Source organism: Anoxybacillus sp. ST4 (assembly GCF_019448545.1).
Taxonomy (GTDB): Bacteria; Bacillota; Bacilli; order Bacillales; family Anoxybacillaceae; genus Anoxybacillus; species Anoxybacillus pushchinoensis.
Genome location: NZ_JAHZOE010000003.1, coordinates 77,712 through 97,380 on the forward strand (window position 1 = coordinate 77,712; position 19,669 = coordinate 97,380).

General features: G+C 46.1%; 19 protein-coding genes. 18 read left to right on the forward strand and 1 reads right to left on the reverse strand.

Annotation, left to right across the window (positions count from 1 at the left end; genetic code table 11):
* Window positions 1–17 precede the first annotated feature (17 nt).
* The 16 genes from K1I44_RS03670 to spoVM all read left to right on the forward strand — a co-directional run bounded on the left by K1I44_RS03670 (window position 18) and on the right by spoVM (window position 17,142).
* Complete coding sequence (locus tag K1I44_RS03670) at window positions 18–2,687, forward strand: calcium-transporting P-type ATPase, PMR1-type (RefSeq protein WP_219985312.1); 2,670 nt, start codon at window positions 18–20, stop codon at window positions 2,685–2,687.
* 99 nt (window positions 2,688–2,786) lie between these two features.
* On the forward strand, window positions 2,787–3,665 hold the full coding sequence (locus K1I44_RS03675; RefSeq protein WP_219985313.1) for a YicC/YloC family endoribonuclease: 879 nt from the start codon (window positions 2,787–2,789) through the stop codon (window positions 3,663–3,665).
* A gap of 30 nt (window positions 3,666–3,695) precedes the next feature.
* Window positions 3,696–4,310, forward strand: a complete 615-nt coding sequence (gene gmk / locus K1I44_RS03680) for a guanylate kinase (protein ID WP_003395019.1) — start codon at window positions 3,696–3,698, stop codon at window positions 4,308–4,310.
* Between the two features lies 1 nt (window position 4,311).
* Window positions 4,312–4,521, forward strand: coding sequence for a DNA-directed RNA polymerase subunit omega (rpoZ, locus tag K1I44_RS03685; protein ID WP_003395016.1), 210 nt, complete (start codon window positions 4,312–4,314; stop codon window positions 4,519–4,521).
* A gap of 68 nt (window positions 4,522–4,589) precedes the next feature.
* On the forward strand, window positions 4,590–5,792 hold the full coding sequence (coaBC, locus tag K1I44_RS03690) for a bifunctional phosphopantothenoylcysteine decarboxylase/phosphopantothenate--cysteine ligase CoaBC (protein ID WP_219985314.1): 1,203 nt from the start codon (window positions 4,590–4,592) through the stop codon (window positions 5,790–5,792).
* The gene (gene priA / locus K1I44_RS03695; protein WP_003395012.1) at window positions 5,789–8,203 is read left to right on the forward strand and encodes a primosomal protein N'; all 2,415 of its coding nucleotides are present in this window, start codon (window positions 5,789–5,791) and stop codon (window positions 8,201–8,203) included. Before coaBC ends, priA begins: the two co-directional genes overlap by 4 nt.
* A 17-nt stretch (window positions 8,204–8,220) precedes the next feature.
* The gene (gene def / locus K1I44_RS03700; RefSeq protein ID WP_003395010.1) at window positions 8,221–8,694 is read left to right on the forward strand and encodes a peptide deformylase; all 474 of its coding nucleotides are present in this window, start codon (window positions 8,221–8,223) and stop codon (window positions 8,692–8,694) included.
* Window positions 8,691–9,635, forward strand: a complete 945-nt coding sequence (gene fmt / locus K1I44_RS03705) for a methionyl-tRNA formyltransferase (RefSeq protein ID WP_003395007.1) — start codon at window positions 8,691–8,693, stop codon at window positions 9,633–9,635. Before def ends, fmt begins: the two co-directional genes overlap by 4 nt.
* A complete protein-coding gene (gene rsmB / locus K1I44_RS03710) occupies window positions 9,628–10,968 on the forward strand; it encodes a 16S rRNA (cytosine(967)-C(5))-methyltransferase RsmB (RefSeq protein ID WP_003395006.1) in 1,341 nt (446 codons plus the stop codon). Before fmt ends, rsmB begins: the two co-directional genes overlap by 8 nt.
* A gap of 1 nt (window position 10,969) precedes the next feature.
* The gene (gene rlmN, locus K1I44_RS03715; RefSeq protein ID WP_219985315.1) at window positions 10,970–12,019 is read left to right on the forward strand and encodes a dual-specificity RNA methyltransferase RlmN; all 1,050 of its coding nucleotides are present in this window, start codon (window positions 10,970–10,972) and stop codon (window positions 12,017–12,019) included.
* Between the two features lie 55 nt (window positions 12,020–12,074).
* Window positions 12,075–12,824, forward strand: a complete 750-nt coding sequence (locus tag K1I44_RS03720; protein ID WP_003395002.1) for a Stp1/IreP family PP2C-type Ser/Thr phosphatase — start codon at window positions 12,075–12,077, stop codon at window positions 12,822–12,824.
* A 6-nt stretch (window positions 12,825–12,830) separates the two neighbouring features.
* The gene (gene pknB, locus K1I44_RS03725; RefSeq protein WP_219985316.1) at window positions 12,831–14,762 is read left to right on the forward strand and encodes a Stk1 family PASTA domain-containing Ser/Thr kinase; all 1,932 of its coding nucleotides are present in this window, start codon (window positions 12,831–12,833) and stop codon (window positions 14,760–14,762) included.
* A gap of 13 nt (window positions 14,763–14,775) precedes the next feature.
* Window positions 14,776–15,657, forward strand: a complete 882-nt coding sequence (gene rsgA, locus K1I44_RS03730) for a ribosome small subunit-dependent GTPase A (RefSeq protein WP_091700022.1) — start codon at window positions 14,776–14,778, stop codon at window positions 15,655–15,657.
* 2 nt (window positions 15,658–15,659) lie between these two features.
* The gene (gene rpe, locus K1I44_RS03735) at window positions 15,660–16,316 is read left to right on the forward strand and encodes a ribulose-phosphate 3-epimerase (protein WP_003394996.1); all 657 of its coding nucleotides are present in this window, start codon (window positions 15,660–15,662) and stop codon (window positions 16,314–16,316) included.
* A gap of 33 nt (window positions 16,317–16,349) precedes the next feature.
* A complete protein-coding gene (locus tag K1I44_RS03740; protein WP_003394993.1) occupies window positions 16,350–16,988 on the forward strand; it encodes a thiamine diphosphokinase in 639 nt (212 codons plus the stop codon).
* 73 nt (window positions 16,989–17,061) lie between these two features.
* Window positions 17,062–17,142, forward strand: a complete 81-nt coding sequence (gene spoVM, locus K1I44_RS03745; protein ID WP_003394991.1) for a stage V sporulation protein SpoVM — start codon at window positions 17,062–17,064, stop codon at window positions 17,140–17,142.
* A gap of 30 nt (window positions 17,143–17,172) precedes the next feature.
* Here spoVM and rpmB read toward each other — a convergent pair whose 3' ends face one another.
* On the reverse strand, window positions 17,173–17,358 hold the full coding sequence (gene rpmB / locus K1I44_RS03750) for a 50S ribosomal protein L28 (RefSeq protein ID WP_003394988.1): 186 nt from the start codon (window positions 17,356–17,358) through the stop codon (window positions 17,173–17,175).
* Between the two features lie 220 nt (window positions 17,359–17,578).
* On the opposite strand from rpmB, the gene K1I44_RS03755 reads away from it, so the two are divergent.
* Together K1I44_RS03755 and K1I44_RS03760 are read left to right on the forward strand one after the other, a co-directional pair.
* Entirely contained in the window at window positions 17,579–17,941 is a 363-nt protein-coding gene (locus K1I44_RS03755) for an Asp23/Gls24 family envelope stress response protein (RefSeq protein ID WP_003394986.1), read from the forward strand.
* An 18-nt stretch (window positions 17,942–17,959) separates the two neighbouring features.
* Window positions 17,960–19,618: a DAK2 domain-containing protein gene (locus K1I44_RS03760; protein ID WP_219985317.1), complete on the forward strand. Its 1,659-nt coding sequence runs from the start codon at window positions 17,960–17,962 to the stop codon at window positions 19,616–19,618.
* Window positions 19,619–19,669 lie beyond the last annotated feature (51 nt).

The window sequence follows — 19,669 nt, forward strand, 5'->3', positions numbered from 1 at the left end:
GCGGAAGGGGGAGAGAAATGAGCTGGCACGGATTACGTGTTGAACAAGTTGCACAACAAGTCCATACAAACATGTCATCAGGATTAACGGAAAAAGAAGCGAAAAAACGGCTAAAACAGTTTGGTGCAAATGAGTTAGCAGAAGAAAAAAAACCGTCCGCGCTAAAACAATTTATTGGACAGTTTCAAGATTTTATGGTGCTCGTTTTGTTGGCGGCAACAGCCATTTCAGCTATGCTAGGAGAGTATATTGATGCGATCGCGATTGTAGCGATTGTCATCATGAATGCGTGTTTAGGATTTGTACAAGAACGGCGGGCAGAAAAATCGCTCGAGGCATTAAAAAAGCTATCTGCCCCGGAATCGTTTGTTTTGCGTGATGGGGAATGGAGAAAAGTGCCGTCCGCTCAGCTTGTTGTTGGCGATATTGTAAAATTTACAAGCGGTGATCGAATTGGAGCGGACGTGCGCATCATTGAAGCAAAAGGACTATATATTGAAGAATCGTCATTGACGGGCGAGTCGCTTCCTGTAGAAAAACAAACGGCTCCACTTGTGCAAGATGCCGCGCTAGGCGACCGCACAAACATGGCGTTTATGGGCACGCTCGTGACGAAAGGGAGCGGCGTCGGCATCGTCGTTGGAACGGGAATGAATACGGCGATGGGACAAATCGCTCACTTATTGCAGTCAGCACCGACGATGGTGACACCATTGCAGCGGAAGCTCGAACAGCTAGGAAAAATTTTAATCGTGATCGCTTTAGCTCTTACGGCGCTCGTCGTCGTGCTCGGCGTTTGGCAAGGACATGCGTTATATGACATGTTTTTAGCCGGTGTATCGCTTGCGGTTGCCGCCATTCCAGAAGGATTGCCAGCTATCGTTACCGTCGTGCTCGCGCTCGGCGTGCAACGAATGATGAAGCGAAACGCCATCGTGCGCAAGCTTCCTGCTGTCGAGACGCTCGGATGCGCGTCTGTCATTTGTTCCGATAAAACAGGAACGATGACCGAAAATCAAATGACGGTGACGCGCGTATGGACAAACAATCGATTATGGACGGTCAGCGGGACGGGGTATGAACCGGAAGGACGTTTTTTTTATAACGGAAAAGAGGAAAAGCCTGATAAGCAGCTTCAACAATTATTGTTGTTCGGTGCGCTATGCAATCATGCGGAAATAAAGAAAAAAGGAAAAACGTATATGATCGATGGCGATCCGACAGAAGGCGCGCTCGTCGTTTCTGCGGCGAAAGCTGGATGGACGAAAGAAAAAATCGCTCACGAATTTACAGTCGAACATGAATTTCCGTTTGACTCCACGCGCAAAATGATGACAGTCATCGTGAAAGATCGCTCAAATCGACGCTGGATCGTTACAAAAGGCGCGCCTGATATGTTGCTTGATCGTTGCCGATTCATATATATCAACAATGAAGCTAAACCGCTTCGCGAACAAGAGCGGAAAACGGTACAGCAAACGGTCAACATGCTTGCGTCGGAAGCGTTACGGACGATCGCGATCGCGTATCGTCCGCTTTCACCGACAGAAAAGGTAAACGATGAAACGAACGCAGAGAGCGATTTAACGTTTGTCGGCTTACAAGGGATGATCGATCCGCCACGAAAAGAAGTGAAGCAAGCGATTGCGGAATGTAAAAAAGCGGGCATTAAAACGGTGATGATTACAGGCGACCATATTTTAACCGCGAAAGCGATCGCCCAGCAGCTTCACATGTTGCCACCAAACGGAAAAGTAATGGACGGAAAGACGTTATCGACGTTGTCTGTCGATGAACTAGAAGATGTCGTTGAAGATGTGTACGTTTTTGCGCGCGTATCACCAGAGCATAAATTAAAAATTGTGCAAGCGTTGCAAAAACGAGGGCATATCGTCGCGATGACAGGCGATGGTGTTAACGATGCCCCGGCGATTAAAACAGCCAACATCGGCATCGCGATGGGCGTGACCGGAACAGACGTATCAAAAGAAGCAGCGTCGCTCGTGCTGTTAGATGATAACTTCGCGACGATTAAAGCAGCGATTGAAGAAGGACGAAACATTTATGAAAATATTCGTAAATTTATTCGCTACTTGCTTGCATCAAACGTCGGTGAAATTTTAGTTATGTTGTTTGCGATGATTTTAGCGCTTCCACTTCCGCTCGTTCCAATTCAAATTTTATGGGTCAATCTCGTGACCGATGGGCTGCCAGCGATGGCGCTCGGCTTAGATCCTGCGGAAGATAACGTCATGAAACGACCGCCGCGCCATCCGAAAGAAGGCGTCTTTGCGCGCGGGCTCGGTTGGAAAATTGTTAGCCGTGGGTTTTTAATCGGCATCGTGACACTTCTTGCTTTTCTCGTCGTGCATACGCGTCATCCTGAAGATTTGACGTATGCGCAAACCGTCGCCTTCGCGACGCTTGTGCTTGCCCAGCTCATTCACGTTTTCGATTGCCGAAGCGAACGATCGGTGTTTCACCGCAATCCGTTTGAAAATATGTATTTAGTGCTCGCGGTGTTGTCGTCGCTGCTGTTGCTGCTTATTGTCATTTATTATCCACCGCTTCAGCCGATTTTCCATACCGTTTCGCTTCCTCTAGCGGATTGGTTGCTTATTGTTGGGTTATCGTCCATTCCAACATTTTTATTGGCCGGTTCATTATTTGCGCGCCGACGTGCATGAAATGTTTTCGTCATATAGCGATATATGTTATAATGAGAGAAGGTAATGGAGCTCATCTGTTACCTTCTTTTATTTCATATGTACGATGGATGTGAGAATATGATCGTCAGCATGACAGGGTTTGGTCGAGCAAAAAAAGAAAATGAAAACATAAGCGTTACGGTGGAAATGAAATCGGTCAACCACCGTTTTTGCGAAATTTCGATCCGCATGCCTAGACAGTGGATGATGTTTGAAGATAAAATAAAAAGAGTCATTACAGAACATATTGCACGTGGACGTATTGAAGTATTGATTACCATCGAAGGGGAACAGCTTGTTGAACGAACGGTGCATGTCGATTGGCAGCTTGTTAATGCGTATTATCGTCTACTAACCGATGTGCGCAGTCGGTTTCACTTGACGGACGATGTATCGCTTCGAGATGTTGTACATATGCTATCAGGTGCGGTCGAAATGACGGAGCAGCCGCTTGAAAATGATGCGCTTCTCTCTTTACTTTTACAAGCGACAAAAGAGGCGGTTGAGCAGCTGAAGCATATGCGCGAACGGGAAGGAAAAGCGCTTTTAGCCGATCTGCTTGCGCAACTTGAAACGATTGAACAAGGTGCCCGTCGCATTGAACAGCTCGCGCCGACGGTCGTCGCTTCTTATCGCGATCGCATACATAAACGAATGCAAGAATTTGTGCAAGGCGTTGTAGATGAGCAACGGCTGTTGATGGAAGTCGCTTTGTTTGCGGAAAAAGTCGATATTCATGAAGAGTTAAAACGCATATATAGCCATATTGAACAGTTTCGTCGCATCGTCTCGGAAGGTGGGGCTGTCGGGCGCAAGCTTGACTTTCTCGTTCAAGAACTGAATCGCGAAATGAATACGATCGGTTCGAAAGCGAACGACCGCCATATTGCTTCAGAAGTCGTTGAAATGAAAAGCGCCCTTGAAAAAATTAAAGAACAAGTGCAAAATGTGGAGTAGTTTGTTTATGATAGAAGGGTAGGGATAAACGTGAAAGAACGAGGATTATTAATCGTTTTATCGGGACCGTCTGGCGTTGGGAAAGGAACGGTACGAAAAGCGTTGTTTTCGCAGCCAGATATTCAACTGCAATATTCCATTTCCGTCACAACGCGCCAGCCGCGCGAAGGCGAAGTGGACGGTGTCGATTACTTTTTCAAAACGCGCGAACAGTTTGAACACATGATTCGCAACAATGAGTTGCTAGAATGGGCAGAATATGTTGGCAATTATTACGGTACGCCAATTGAGTACGTAGAAAAGACGTTACAAGAAGGAAAAGACGTCTTTTTAGAAATTGAAGTGCAAGGAGCGATGCAAGTTCGCAAAGTGTTCCCAGAGGCGCTCTTTATTTTCTTAGCCCCGCCAAGTTTAAGCGAATTGCGAAAGCGAATTGAGACGCGCGGAACGGAATCAGAAGAGCTTATTCGCGATCGTTTAAAGGCGGCAAAAGAAGAATTAGAAATGATGGATGCGTACGATTACGTCGTCGAAAACGACAAAGTCGAGCTTGCTTGTGAACGCATTAAAGCGATTGTCGTGGCAGAACATTGCCGGCGTGAACGCGTCGCACAACGATATAAAAAGATGTTGGAGGCTGAGTGACATGTTATATCCTTCGATTGATTTACTCATGACGAAACTAGATTCCAAATATACGCTCGTAACGGTTGCGGCAAAACGCGCTCGCCAACTGCAAGTAAAAAATGATTTAACGATTGAAAAACCTGTATCGAAAAAGTTTGTTGGCAAGGCGTTAGAAGAAATTGCGGCAGGTCATATTGAAGTCGTTAGCGAAGAGGAAGCAACGCAATAAACTATTTACGACAACCTAGTTTTAGGTTGTTATTTTTTTACAAATACCGTATGAAAGGGGCAACGTCGATGCTTCAACAAAAAAACATATTGTTATGCGTTACAGGCGGCATTGCCGTATACAAAGCGGCAACGCTCACAAGCAAACTTGTACAAGCGGGAGCGAACGTCAAAGTCGTCATGACCGAAGCTGCTCGTCAATTTGTTACACCACTCACGTTTCAATCGTTATGTAAAAACGAGGTGTACGTCGATACGTTTGATGAAAAGAAGCCAGATGTCATTGCGCACATTGATTTAGCTGATTGGGCAGACGTCGTACTCGTTGCCCCTGCCACAGCAAACACGCTCGCCAAACTCGCGCACGGTATAGCGGATAACATGGTCACAACCGTTTTGCTTGCGACGAAAGCGCCGGTTTGGCTCGCGCCAGCGATGAACGTCCATATGTACGAACATCCGGCCGTGCGACAAAATATGCGCATATTGCAGTCGTTCGGCTATCGTTTCATTGAGCCGGCTGAAGGGCTGCTTGCATGCGGCTATGTAGGCAAAGGGCGATTAGAAGAGCCAGAAACGATTGTTTCGTTGCTTGAACAACATATGGCGACAGAGGCGTTGTTGAAAGGAAAAAAAGTGCTCGTAACCGCTGGCCCGACGCGCGAAAAGCTCGATCCTGTTCGCTTTTTCAGCAATCATTCAACAGGGAAAATGGGCTACGCGCTCGCCGAAGCCGCGCGCGACTTCGGTGCGGATGTCGTCCTCATTTCGGGACCGACATCGCTTCCTAGCCCTGCTGGTGTAAATATCGTTCGCGTAGAAAGCGCACAACAAATGTACGAAGAAGTGATGAAGCATTTTCACGACAGCCATATCGTTATCAAAACAGCTGCCGTAGCGGACTATCGCCCGAAATATGTCGCTGATAATAAAATAAAAAAACAACAAGGGGATTATACGGTCGTGTTAGAGCGAACGATCGATATTTTACAAACGCTCGGCGAACGAAAAACGCATCAATTTTTAGTCGGTTTTGCGGCGGAGACGAACGATGTTGAACGATACGCAAAAGAGAAGTTAGCGCGCAAAAACGCGGATATGATTGTTGCTAACAACGTCGTCCAAGAAGGGGCAGGTTTCGGGACGGATACAAATATCGTCACGATATTTAAGCGAGACGGAACAGCAAAACGACTTCCGCTTTTACCGAAATCGGAAGTGGCGAAAGAAATTTTACGCGAAGTTTATGATGAAATTGAGGGACGCCTATGACGATTGCTTCTGTCATTGTTGACATCCCTGCGAGTCAAACCGATCGTCCATTTGACTACATCATCCCAGCTGAACTCGTCGGCGTTGTGCAAGCCGGGATGCGTGTCACCGTGCCATTTGGCACTCGCTTATTACAAGGGTTTGTCATTGAAGTAAAAGAAACGACCGATATGCCGCTCGAACAGTTAAAGCCTATCCATTCTCTCTTTGATGTCGTTCCCGTCTTTCATGAGGAATTGCTTCAATTAGGGAAATGGCTTGCCGAAACGACGCTTTGTTTCATGGTGTCGGCATTTCAAGCGATGTTACCTGCGGCGATGAAAGCAAAATATGAGAAAGACATTCGTTTAATTGAGCGACATATATCGCTCGTCCATGAAGATGTGCGAGCGCTATTTGGCGACCGTCTGACGATTCCGTGGAGCGACGTCGAAAAAACACCATACGTGCGCCTGTTGCAAAAAGAAATTGCAAACGGCCATATTGAAGTCGTTTACCGTGTTGAAGAGAAAGGAAAAATAAAGAAAGAGAAGTGGGTTGAATTGTGTGGAAGTGACGAACATGTGACACGTATATTTACGTCGCTTCCAAAGCAATCGATCAAACAAAAGCAAGTGCTTGAACGTTTGCTTACCGCACGCACTTTACCGTTAAAACAGTTGTTGCATGAGACAAATAGCACTCGATCAACCATTCAATCCCTCGTCAACAAACAGCTCGTTGTCGTAAAAGAGAAAGAGGTATATCGCGATCCGTATGCGAACCAATCATTTGCGAAAACAACGCCGCTCGCCTTAACGGATGAACAGCAACAAGCGCTACACGATATCGGACAAGCCATCGCGCAAGACGTTCACGACGTTTTTTTAATGTACGGTGTTACAGGAAGCGGAAAAACGGAAGTGTACATGCAAGCGATTGACCTCGTCCTAAAAAAAGGAAAAGAAGCCATTGTGCTCGTGCCTGAAATTTCGCTTACTCCGCAAATGGTGAAAAGGTTTAAAGAACGATTCGGCTCAAAAGTAGCCGTTTTGCATAGCGGCTTATCGCTCGGTGAAAAGTACGATGAGTGGCGAAAAATTCAGAGAAAAGAAGTGCAACTTGTCGTAGGGGCACGATCAGCCATTTTCGCACCGTTTGAAAACATTGGCATCATCATTATTGATGAGGAACATGAAACGAGCTACAAACAAGAAGAGTCACCGCGCTATCATGCGCGCGATGTTGCTATTTTTCGCGGCCGCTATCATCGATGTCCTGTCGTGCTCGGCAGCGCCACGCCATCGCTTGAATCGTTTGCGCGTGCGAAAAAAGGGGTATACAAGCAAGTGACGTTAACGAAGCGCATGAACGATCATGCGCTCCCCCCTGTTGATATTGTCGATATGCGAGAAGAATTGCGAGCAGGGAATCGTTCGATGTTTTCCCGTCTTTTATTTGAAAAATTAACGGAGCGGTTACGAAAAGGAGAACAATCCGTCTTATTTTTAAATCGTCGTGGCTATTCATCTTTCGTGATGTGCCGTGATTGCGGTCATGTCATTCAATGTCCGCATTGCGACATCTCACTCACGTATCATCGCGTCCAACAGCAACTAAAATGCCATTATTGCGGTTATGAACAACGCATGTCTTCGCATTGCCCTGCTTGCCAAAGCGAGCATATTCGCTTTTTTGGGACTGGGACACAAAAAGTCGAAGAAGAATTAACAAAGCTTCTCCCCGAAGCGCGCGTCATTCGCATGGACGTTGATACGACGAGCCGAAAGGGAGCGCATGAACGATTGTTGAATGAATTTGGGGAAGGAAAAGCAGACATTTTACTCGGAACACAAATGATCGCCAAAGGGCTTGATTTTCCGAACGTTACATTAGTCGGTGTGTTAGCTGCTGACACGATGCTCCACGTGCCTGATTTTCGCGCGGCGGAAAAAACGTTTCAACTGTTGACGCAAGTAAGTGGCAGAGCAGGAAGGCATCATCTTCCTGGCGAAGTCGTTATTCAAACGTACACCCCGGAACATTACAGCATTCAGCTCGCTGCCGATCACCATTTTGAAGCGTTTTATGAGCGTGAAATGATCAATCGAAAAAAACACGGGTATCCACCGTTTTACTATTTAGCGCTCATTACAGTAGCGCACCTCGATCCGCTTAAAGGTGTAAGCATAGCGGAGAAAATTGCCGCCCATTTGAAGAAACATTTGTCCGCTGAGTCGGTTGTGCTCGGCCCAGTCGCTTCTCCGATTGCGCGGATGAATGATAGATATCGTTACCAATGCATGATAAAATACAAGCGGGAAGCGAACTTAACAACGGCGCTCCGCACGATTATTGAACATTATCAGCGCGAAATGGCGCGCGGCGATGTAACGATTACAGTCGATTTAAACCCATATATGATGATGTAAATAAGGGAGGAACTGTTTTGGCCATTTTACCGATTGTGACATATCCTGCATCTATTTTAGAAACCGTTTGTCAGCCGGTCACCGTATTTGACCGAAAGCTAACTAAGCTATTAAACGACATGTACGATACGATGATGGCGGCCGATGGGGTCGGCTTAGCTGCTCCGCAAATTGGCATCGATCAACAAATTGCGATCGTTGACGTCGGTGACCGTCATGGGCGCATCGAATTAATCAATCCTATCATCGTTGCACAGAGCGGCGAACAAATCGGGCCAGAAGGATGTTTAAGTTTTCCAGGACTATTTGGGGAAGTGAAGCGTTTTCAATACGTAAAAGTACGTGCGCAAAACCGTCGTGGGCGCCCGTTTGAAATTGAAGCGACAGGCTTTTTAGCGCGCGCATTACAACATGAAATTGACCATTTGCACGGCATCTTATTTACGTCAAAAGTTATTCGCTATTATGAAGAAGGAGAGATCGACGGATGAACATCGTATTTATGGGCACGCCTGATTTTGCCGTGCCGGTTTTAGAACAGCTCGTGAAAGATGGATACAACGTCGTTGGTGTCGTGACGCAGCCCGACAAGCCGAAAGGGAGGAAACAACAGTTGACGCCACCTCCTGTGAAAGTGACAGCACAATCATACGGCATTCCTGTGTTGCAGCCGACAAAAATTCGCGAACGAGAGCAATACGAGCAAGTGCTCGCCTTGCAACCGGATCTTATCGTAACGGCGGCATTTGGACAAATTTTACCGAAGCCGCTCCTTGACGCGCCAAAGTACGGCTGCATTAACGTTCATGCGTCGCTTTTGCCGGAGTTGCGCGGAGGGGCGCCGATTCATTATGCGATTTTGCAAGGGAAAGAAAAAACGGGCATTACGATTATGTATATGGTTGAAAAACTAGATGCAGGCGACATATTGACGCAAGTGGAAGTGCCGATCGACGAACGCGATACGGTCGGAACGTTGCACGATAAGCTGAGCGAAGCTGGGGCGAAACTGCTTTCTGAGACGATTCCGAAATTGCTTCGCGGTGACATTACACCGATCAAGCAAGACGACGCCAAAGCGACGTTTGCGTACAACATTAAACCAGAACAAGAACGAATTGATTGGGAAAAAGATGGGGAAGACATTTACAACCATATTCGCGGCATGAATCCGTGGCCTGTCGCCTATACGACATATGGTGGTGAACGTTGGAAAATTTGGTGGGGAGAAAAAGTGCCAGCTCCTTCTCCAGCAAAACCGGGCACGATGATCGCCGTTGAGAAAGATGGCATCATCGTTGCGACAGGAAACGGAACAGCGATAAAAATAACCGAGCTGCAACCAGCCGGAAAGCGAAAAATGAGTGCGACCGACTTTTTGCGCGGCACGACGATTGAAATTGGGACAGTATTAGGAGGGGCGAATGAGTAAAAAAAACGTGCGAAACTTAGCATTAGATGTGCTAGTAGATATTGAAAAAAAACGGGCATATAGCAATTTATCATTACATCATACGATTGAAACGAACAAATTATCTCCCCAAGACGTGGCGCTTTTAACGGAATTAGTGTACGGAACAATACAACGTCGCGATACGCTCGATTACTATTTACAACCGTTTATTAAAGGGAAAATTGAACATTGGGTGCGCATGTTGCTGCGGATGTCGCTTTATCAAATGATATATTTAGATCGTATTCCTGATCGCGCCGTGTTGTTTGAAGCGGTAGAAATAGCTAAGCGGAGAGGGCATCGCGGCATCGCCTCGCTCGTGAACGGCGTATTGCGCTCCATTCAGCGCCAAGGGGTGCGTTCATTCGATGAAGTAAAAGATGATCTCGAACGTCTCGCCGTTGCCACGAGCCATCCACTTTGGCTCGTGCGCCGGTGGGTCGAACAGTTCGGATGGGATGAGACGAAACGAATGTGTGAAACGAACAACTTACCGCCTGAACAAACCGCTCGCGTCAACACGACGCGCGCGACAGTTGAAGAAGTGATCGCCCGCTTAAAACAAGAAGACATTGACGCTGTTCCTTCTTCCGTCGTGCCGGCAGGGATAAAAATGACAAACGGAAACGCTGCGAAAACGAGCGTGTTTCACGAAGGGCTCATTACGATTCAAGACGAAAGTTCGATGCTCGTCGCTTATGCTCTTTCTCCAAATGAGACGGACGTCGTTTTAGATTGTTGCGCCGCGCCGGGTGGAAAAACGACGCATATTGCTGAACGAATGAATGGTCGCGGGCGCGTCGTTGCGTTAGACATTCACGACCATAAAGTAAATCTCATTGAACAGCAGGCAAAACGGCTGCATTTGTCGAATATTGAAGCGAAACAACTCGATAGTCGTCAAGCCTATACGCAATTTCATGCCGAAACGTTTGATCGCATATTAGTTGATGCCCCGTGCTCAGGGCTTGGCGTCATTCGTCGAAAGCCGGAAATTAAATATGCGAAAAACGAAACAGATGTCGCGCAACTAGCCGATATTCAATTGGACATTTTACGGGCGGTTGCTCCGCTATTAAAACGTGGCGGAACGCTTGTATATAGCACATGCACAGTCGACCGGGAAGAAAATGAACAGGTGATCGCTAAGTTTTTACATGAGCATCCTCAATATGAGCGCGACGAAACGCTCGCTTCCCGTCTCCCGTCATCGGTTGCGCCATATGTGCATGACGGCATGTTGCAATTGCTTCCACATTACGTATGTAGCGACGGATTTTTTATCGCAACATTGAAAAGAAAGGTGAAATGATATGAAACCATCCATTTACTCGATGCGTTTAGAAGACTTGCAAAGTTGGGTGGAACAGCAAGGAGAAAAGCCGTTTCGCGCCACGCAAATATTTGAATGGCTATACCAAAAACGAGTTGCGTCATTTGAAGAGATGACGAACATTCCAAAAACGTTACGCGAACGGCTAAATGAGCATTTTGTCATCACGACGCTAAACACGCTCGTGCAGCAAACGTCAAAAGATGGCACGATGAAGTTTTTATTTGAACTTCACGACGGCTATTCGATCGAAACGGTACTTATGCGCCATGACTACGGGAATTCCATTTGTGTCACGACCCAAGTTGGTTGCCGAATCGGCTGTACGTTTTGTGCTTCGACATTAGGCGGATTAAAACGAAATTTACAAGCAGGTGAAATTGTTGCGCAAGTCGTCAAAGTACAAAAAGCGCTTGATGAAACGAATGAACGAGTAAGCAGCATCGTCGTGATGGGCATTGGCGAGCCGTTCGACAACTATGATGAACTGATGAAGTTTTTAAAAATTGTCAACCATCCGAAAGGGCTGCATATCGGCGCGCGTCACATTACTGTATCGACGAGCGGCATTATTCCGAAAATTTATCAATTTGCCGATGAAAATATGCAAATTAACTTTGCGATTTCATTGCATGCGCCAAATACAGAATTGCGCACGAAGCTTATGCCGATTAACCGCGCTTACAAATTGCCAGAATTAATGGAAGCGGTACGTTATTACATCGAAAAAACAGGGCGTCGCGTCACATTTGAATACGGTTTATTCGGTGGGGTAAACGACCAAATTGAACATGCAGAAGAGCTAGCGAAGCTAATTAAAGGATTGAAATGCCATGTGAATTTAATTCCGGTGAACTACGTCCCTGAACGCAATTACGTTCGAACGCCGCGCGAGCAAATTTTTGCGTTTGAAAAGACGTTGAAAAAGCATGGCATTAACGTCACGATTCGTCGTGAACAAGGGCATGACATCGATGCGGCATGCGGACAGCTAAGAGCGAAGGAGCGGAAAGAAGAAACGAAAGCGTAAACGGGATACACATACAGAAGGGAGGAAGCGATACTCGTGCGAGTGTCGTGCATGTATGAAGGCGGTTTTTCAGACGGATGTCGGTAAAATTAGGTCGCATAACGAAGATAACGGCGGTGTGTTTATTAATCGAGCGGGTGATTATTTAGCTGTTGTCGCCGACGGGATGGGCGGTCACCGTGCTGGCGATGTAGCGAGTGAAATGACGATGACGCAATTAAAACAGTTTTGGGAAGAAACAGAAGCGATCTCATCTCCTCAACAAGCGGAAGCGTGGTTAAAGGAACACGTCATGAAAGTAAACGAATCGCTCTTTCACCATTCCCAAACGAACGATCATTGCCAAGGCATGGGCACAACGATTGTGGCAGCCATTTGCACGAAACAATTTGCAACGATCGGGCATATTGGAGATAGCCGGTGCTACGTATTGAATGCGAACGGGTTTCAACAAATGACGGAAGATCATTCTCTTGTCAATGAGCTCGTCAAAAGCGGGCAACTATCGAAAGAAGATGCGGAATATCATCCGCGAAAACACGTCTTATTGCGCGCACTCGGAACAGAGCAAACGATTCAATTGGACGTAAAAACGGTTTCTGTTGAAGAAGGAGATATGTTGTTGCTTTGTTCTGACGGGCTGTCAAACAAAGTGACTGAACAGACGATGGTCGACTTACTTACGTCCGATCGCTCGCTCGAAGAAAAAGCGCAAGCGCTCATTGATGTGGCAAACGAGCATGGTGGTGAAGATAACATTACGTTAGCGATCGTGCAATTTTTAGATGTGAGTGAAAGTAGGTGATCGCCCGTGCTCATCGGTAAACGATTGAACGATCGGTATAAAGTGTTGCAATTGATCGGCGGCGGCGGGATGGCGAACGTTTACTTAGCGAGAGACATGATTTTAGACCGCGACGTCGCAGTGAAAGTGTTGCGCTTAGATTTTGTTAACGATCATTTATTTATTAAACGTTTTCGTCGTGAAGCGCAAGCGGCGACAAGCTTAAACCATGAAAACATTGTGACCATTTATGACGTTGGGGAAGATGACGGCATTTATTACATGGTGATGGAATATGTGCGTGGTTGCACGTTGAAACAATATATTCAACAACACGCTCCCCTTTCTGTTCACGAAGCGTTGCGCATTATGGATGAATTAACAGGAGCGATTGCCCACGCTCATCAAAACGGGGTTATTCATCGCGACATTAAGCCACAAAACATTTTAGTGGCAGAAGATGGAACAATTAAAGTGACGGATTTTGGCATCGCTGTTGCGTTAAGCTCGACGACGATTACGCAGACGAATTCTGTGCTCGGTTCTGTCCATTATTTATCGCCTGAACAAGCAAAAGGCGGCATGGCGACAGAAAAGTCGGATATTTACTCACTCGGCATTGTCATGTTTGAGCTGTTAACAGGTCATTTGCCGTTTTCCGGTGAGTCCGCTGTAGCGATCGTATTAAAACATTTACAAACTGAGACGCCGTCTGTTCGGCGGTGGAATCCGAACGTTCCGCAAAGCGTAGAAAACATTGTGTTGAAAGCGACAGCAAAAAATCCGTTGCATCGCTACAACAGCGCGCTAGACATGCAACAACATATTCGCACCGCTCTTTTGCCGGAGCGGATGAACGAAGAAAAATTTTCTTTGCCGACGGAAGATGACGATGAAGAGACGAAAGTCATTCCGGTCGTGAAACCGCCGCTATCTCCCGCATCAGAAAAAAAGGAAAACGTGTCCATTCAAAAAGAAAAGCGGCAAAAAAAATGGATGATCGCCTTAACTGTTTTTCTTCTTTTGCTCATCGGTATCGGGGTGAGCGTGGTCACATGGATTCCGAACGTGTTTTTTCCGAAAGATGTCACCGTTCCAGATGTGACAGACAAAGATTACGACGAAGCGATCGCGGAATTGACGGAGATAGGATTAAAAATCGAAGAAACGATCGAAGAAGAGCATGACGACATCGAAGCGGGGCGCGTCATTCGCACCAACCCATCAGCTGGAAAATTGGTCAAAGTAGGTACAGCGATAACGGTGTACAAAAGCATAGGAAAGAAAAAGGTCGAGTTCAAAAATTATATCGGTGAGCAAATAAGCGACGTTGAACCGCAACTGCGCGCCGAAAAGTATTTGCTTATTAGTAAAAAAGAAGTATATAGCGACGAACCGGCAGGAACGATTATCGATCAATTTCCGCTTCCAAATGAAAAAGTTGTACCGGAAGAAACAGAAGTACGCTTTACAGTTAGCCTTGGACCAGAAAAAATTATTTTAAAAGATTTAACAGGGTACACGGAAAAAAGCGTGCGCGATTATGCGGCAGATCAACAGCTGTACGTCATCGTCAAACAGCAATATTCCGACACGGTCGAAAAAGGGCTTGTCATTTCCCAAACGCCACAAGCGAATGCGAGATTAGAGAAAGGAGCGACCGTTACCGTTGTCATTTCGCTCGGAAAGGAACCGGTGACGACAAAAAAAGTCGTCCAAGAAATCGAGATTCCATACGAGCCTACAGCGAGCGAAGACGGGGAAGCTGTCATTGCCGAATTGTACATTGAAGATGCCAATCGCCAATTTTCTGAACCGTACAAACGATATCGACTAACGAAAACGATGAAAGAGCGCGTCGAGTTCGTTATTCAACAAGGAACGCAAGGACGTTATCGCGTCGTGGTTAACGATACGGTCGTTCGCGAAGGCATTGTACCGTACCCGGAAACACCGTAAAAGGAGGGGAGTTATGGCAGAAGGAAAAATTATTAAAGCACTAAGCGGCTTTTACTACGTATTAAGTGACGGCCAAGTGTATCAATGCCGAGGGCGCGGGGTGTTTCGCAAGCGGAAAGTAACCCCGCTTGTCGGCGATTATGTCGTTTTTCAGGCAGAAAATGAGCGAGAGGGCTACATATTAGATGTGTTTGAGCGGAAAAATGAGCTTGTCCGCCCTCCGATTGCCAATATCGATCAAGCTATTTTAGTGTTCTCGGCCGTTGAGCCAGATTTTAGCCCAGGGTTGTTGGACCGCTTTCTCGTATTAATTGAGTCTAAAGGCATTCGTCCGATTATAGTCGTAAGCAAAATGGATTTAGTGGATGATGAAACGAAGCCGCGTCTGGAACAGTATATTCGTGACTATCGCCAAATTGGATACGATGTATTACAAGTGTCTGTTCAAACGCGCGAAACTGTTGAAGCGTTGTTGCCATATTTTGAAGGGAAAGTATCTGTGTTTGCTGGGCAGTCAGGTGTTGGGAAGTCGTCTTTATTAAATGCATTGCGCCCGGAATTGCAATTGAAAACGGGCGACATTTCCCATCACCTCGGACGCGGAAAACATACGACAAGGCATGTCGAGTTAATCGAAATCGGCGGTGGTTTCGTTGCAGATACACCGGGGTTTAGCGCACTAGAATTTGATGAGATAGAACTCGAACAATTGCCGCTTTGCTTTCCAGAGTTTGTTGCGAGAAGCGGCGATTGCAAGTTTCGCGGTTGCACGCATACAGCTGAGCCGAAATGTGCGGTAAAAGAAGCGCTCGCATCAGGAGACATTCCTTCTTACCGCTACGAACATTATGTTAGCTTTATTGAAGAAATTAAGGAACGAAAGCCGAGGTATTAAATATGATTAAAATTGCACCATCTATTTTATCTGCCGACTTTGCTAAGCTTGGTGAGGAAATTGTAGACGTCGAGCGCGGAGGAGCCGATTACATTCATGTCGATGTGATGGACGGTCATTTCGTCCCAAACATGACAATTGGGCCGCTTATCGTTGAAGCGATCCGCCCTGTGACGAAATTGCCGCTTGACGTTCATTTAATGATTGAGCAGCCAGATCGCTATATTCCGACGTTTGCAAAAGCAGGTGCTGACTATTTAACTGTGCACGTTGAAGCTTGTCCACATTTACATCGTACAATTCATCTGATGAAAGAGCACGGCGTGAAAGCGGGTGTCGCATTAAATCCACATACGCCGTTGACAATGATTGAACATGTTATTGAAGATGTAGATTTAGTTTTATTTATGACGGTTAATCCAGGATTTGGCGGACAATCGTTTATTCCGGCTGTGTTGCCAAAAATTCGTTCATGTGCCACGCTCGTCCGCGAACGAGGGCTTTCTGTTGAAATTGAAGTAGACGGTGGCATTCACGCCGAAACGGCTAAGCTTTGCGTGGAAGCAGGTGCGAACGTTCTCGTTGCGGGATCAGCTATTTATAACCAAGCCGATCGCGCACAGGCGATTCGTACAATTCGTGAGGGTGTGTCATCTTGACACATCCTTCTTTATTAGGAGGGGCGATGAAAATTGATTGTTCATATTGTTGCGGGTGGACCAACGAATGTATTGCCGCATTTGTCTGCATATGATAACGAAGATGTATACTGGATAGGGGTCGATCGCGGCGTCTTGACGTTGCTAGCTGAAGGGATCGTACCGAAAAGGGCGTTCGGCGATTTTGACTCGATAAGCGAGCAAGAGTTGCAACAATTACAAACGCAATTGCCGCACATCGACATATGGCCGTCTGAAAAAGATCAAACGGATACAGACATTGCACTTGAGTGGGCGCTTGAACAAGAAGCGGAAAAAATTCGATTGTTTGGAGCGACAGGGGGACGGCTCGATCATCTATTCGGTAACGTTCAACTATTATTTAAGGGAGAAGACGGACAAATTGAGTTAATTGATCGTCAAAATATCGTTACGCTTCATCGCAACGGGAAACATGTCGTTGCTAAAAAAGATGAATACCGGTATGTTTCATTTATTCCGTTGACCCCGATTCGCGCGTTGACGCTTCGTGGGTTTAAATACCCTCTCGATGCGCACGATGTGCCGCTCGGATCGACATTATGCGTCAGCAACGAACTTATCCATCATTTTGGTACTTTTTCATTTACTGAAGGCATATTAATGATGATAAGAAGCAAGGATGAAAAATAACGCTTCGAGGTACGATTTGTGCGGAGATGAATATAATGATGGAAGAGTGTGCACAGTAGGGGAGGGAATGATGATGAAATTTTATACGATTAAGTTGCCGAAGTTTTTAGGTGGGATTGTACGGGCGATGTTAAACTCGTTCAAAAAAGGATAAAAAGCACCAAATGATTGGTGCTTTTTTCTATTACACACGTTCTACTTTTCCGGATTTTAATGCGCGAGCAGAAACCCAAACGCGCTTTGGCTTTCCGTCAACTAAAATGCGAACTTTTTGAAGGTTTGCTTTCCATGTGCGGCGGCTCGCATTCATTGCGTGAGAACGAGCGTTTCCGAATGATTTTTTCTTACCAGTCACAAAGCATTTTGCCATTTTGTTTCCCTCCTCACTTGCCAAACTACGTGCTCAAAACACTACTATAATTTATCATACATAAAAACGGATTGCAATACTTCCGATCAACTGTTTCAAGAAAATAACCTTGACATCCGTTTTCTATTTCGGGTAAATATACTATGGGTAGAAGCTTTTAAAAATAAGCCGAGTATAGTACAATGGCGTTAGCTACCTAACAAGAAAGGGGACTTGAGCGATGTCCATTGAATTACAAACGAAATATGGTCGTGTTGAAATTAGCAACGATGTCATTGCAGCGATTGCCGGGGGAGCGGCAGTAGATTGTTACGGTATTGTTGGCATGGCATCAAAAAACCAACTGAAAGACGGAATTGCTGAAATGTTACGTCGCGAAAACTTCGCGAAAGGAATTGTTGTACGGCAAGAAAACGATGAAGTGCATATTGATTTATACGTCATCGTTAGCTACGGCACGAAAATTTCCGAAGTAGCGCACAACGTACAAACGAAAGTAAAGTATACGCTAGATAAAACGTTAGGCTTATCTGTTCAATCGATCAACATTTACGTTCAAGGGGTTCGTGTCACGAATCCGTAAGTGAGGAGGAAATAGTCGGTGGCAATTACAACATTAGAGGGAAAACGCTTTGCGCAAATGGTGTTGCAAGGCGCGGCACATTTAGCAAACAATGCAAAAACAGTTGACGCATTAAACGTCTTCCCTGTTCCAGACGGAGATACAGGAACGAATATGAACTTGTCGATGACGTCTGGTGCGAAAGAAGTAAAAAATCAAGTATCTGACCATATCGGCAAAGTGGCGAGCGCCTTAGCAAAAGGGCTGTTAATGGGCGCGCGCGGAAACTCAGGCGTCATCTTATCCCAGCTGTTTCGCGGGTTTGCGAAAGCAATTGAGCAAAAAAGCGAAGTAAACAGCAAAGAGTTTGCAGCTGCGCTAGAAGCGGGAGTTCAGACGGCGTATAAAGCTGTTATGAAGCCGGTCGAAGGAACGATTTTAACGGTTGCGAAAGACGCAGCGAAACGGGCAGTTGACGTTGCCAAAAAAGAGACAAACATCGTTGCCGTCATGGAGGAAACGTTAAAAGAAGCGAAAGCGTCGCTTAAACGTACGCCAGATTTGCTTCCTGTGCTAAAGGAAGTAGGCGTCGTTGATAGCGGTGGACAAGGGCTCGTCTTTGTGTACGAAGGGTTTTTGGCCGCATTAAAAGGCGAGACGGTCGCACAGGCGGAAACGGTATCGATGGAGCAACTCGTTCGTACCGAACATCATCGTAGCGTTCAAAGCCATATAAGCGCCGAAGATATTGAATTTGGTTATTGTACGGAATTTATGGTGAAATTTGAGCAAGACAAAGTAGCGAAACATCCGTTCAGCGAGGAAGCGTTTCGTCAAGATTTAAGCCGCTTCGGTGATTCGCTTCTTGTCATTGCAGACGATGAGCTTGTCAAAGTACACATTCACGCTGAACAACCGGGTGAAGTGCTCACTTATGCGCAACGTTACGGAAGTTTAATTAACATAAAAATTGAAAACATGCGCGAACAGCATGCGAGTATTGTTCATCAAGAAGTGCAGCCGCCGAAAAAACAAGAGCGTATCCCGTACGGCATCGTTGCGGTAGCGATGGGGGATGGCATCGCTGAACTATTTCAAAGCATCGGTGCCCATGCTGTGATCGAAGGCGGACAAACGATGAACCCGAGCACAGAAGACATTGTGAAAGCGATTGAAGAAGTAAATGCGGAAACGGTATTTGTGCTGCCGAACAATAAAAATATTATTTTAGCAGCTCAACAAGCCGCTTCTGTCGCTTCATGTCACGTTGTCGTCATTCCATCGAAAACTGTTCCACAAGGGATGACAGCCTTGCTCTCGTTTAACCCTTCCGCATCGAAAGAAGAAAACGAAAAAGCGATGACTGAGGCGCTTGCTCGCGTCAAAACGGGACAAGTGACGTTCGCTGTGCGCGATACAAATATTGATGGTGTCGAAATCAATAAAGATGATTATATGGGAATTGCCGATGGGAAAATTGTCGTATCTCATAAAGAGCTTGCTTACGTTGTCGAGACGTTGCTTATCAATATGATTGGCGAAGAAGATGAAATTGTAACGGTTCTTTCCGGTGAAGATGCGACCGATGAACAAATCGCCCACGTTGTTCAATTTGTTGAACGACAATTCCCACACGTTGAAGTAGAAACACATCGCGGTGGTCAGCCGTTATATCCATTTATTTTTGCAATTGAGTAGAAGGGGAAAACGTCCCCTTCTTTTTCATGAAGATGACAAAGGGGAGAATGG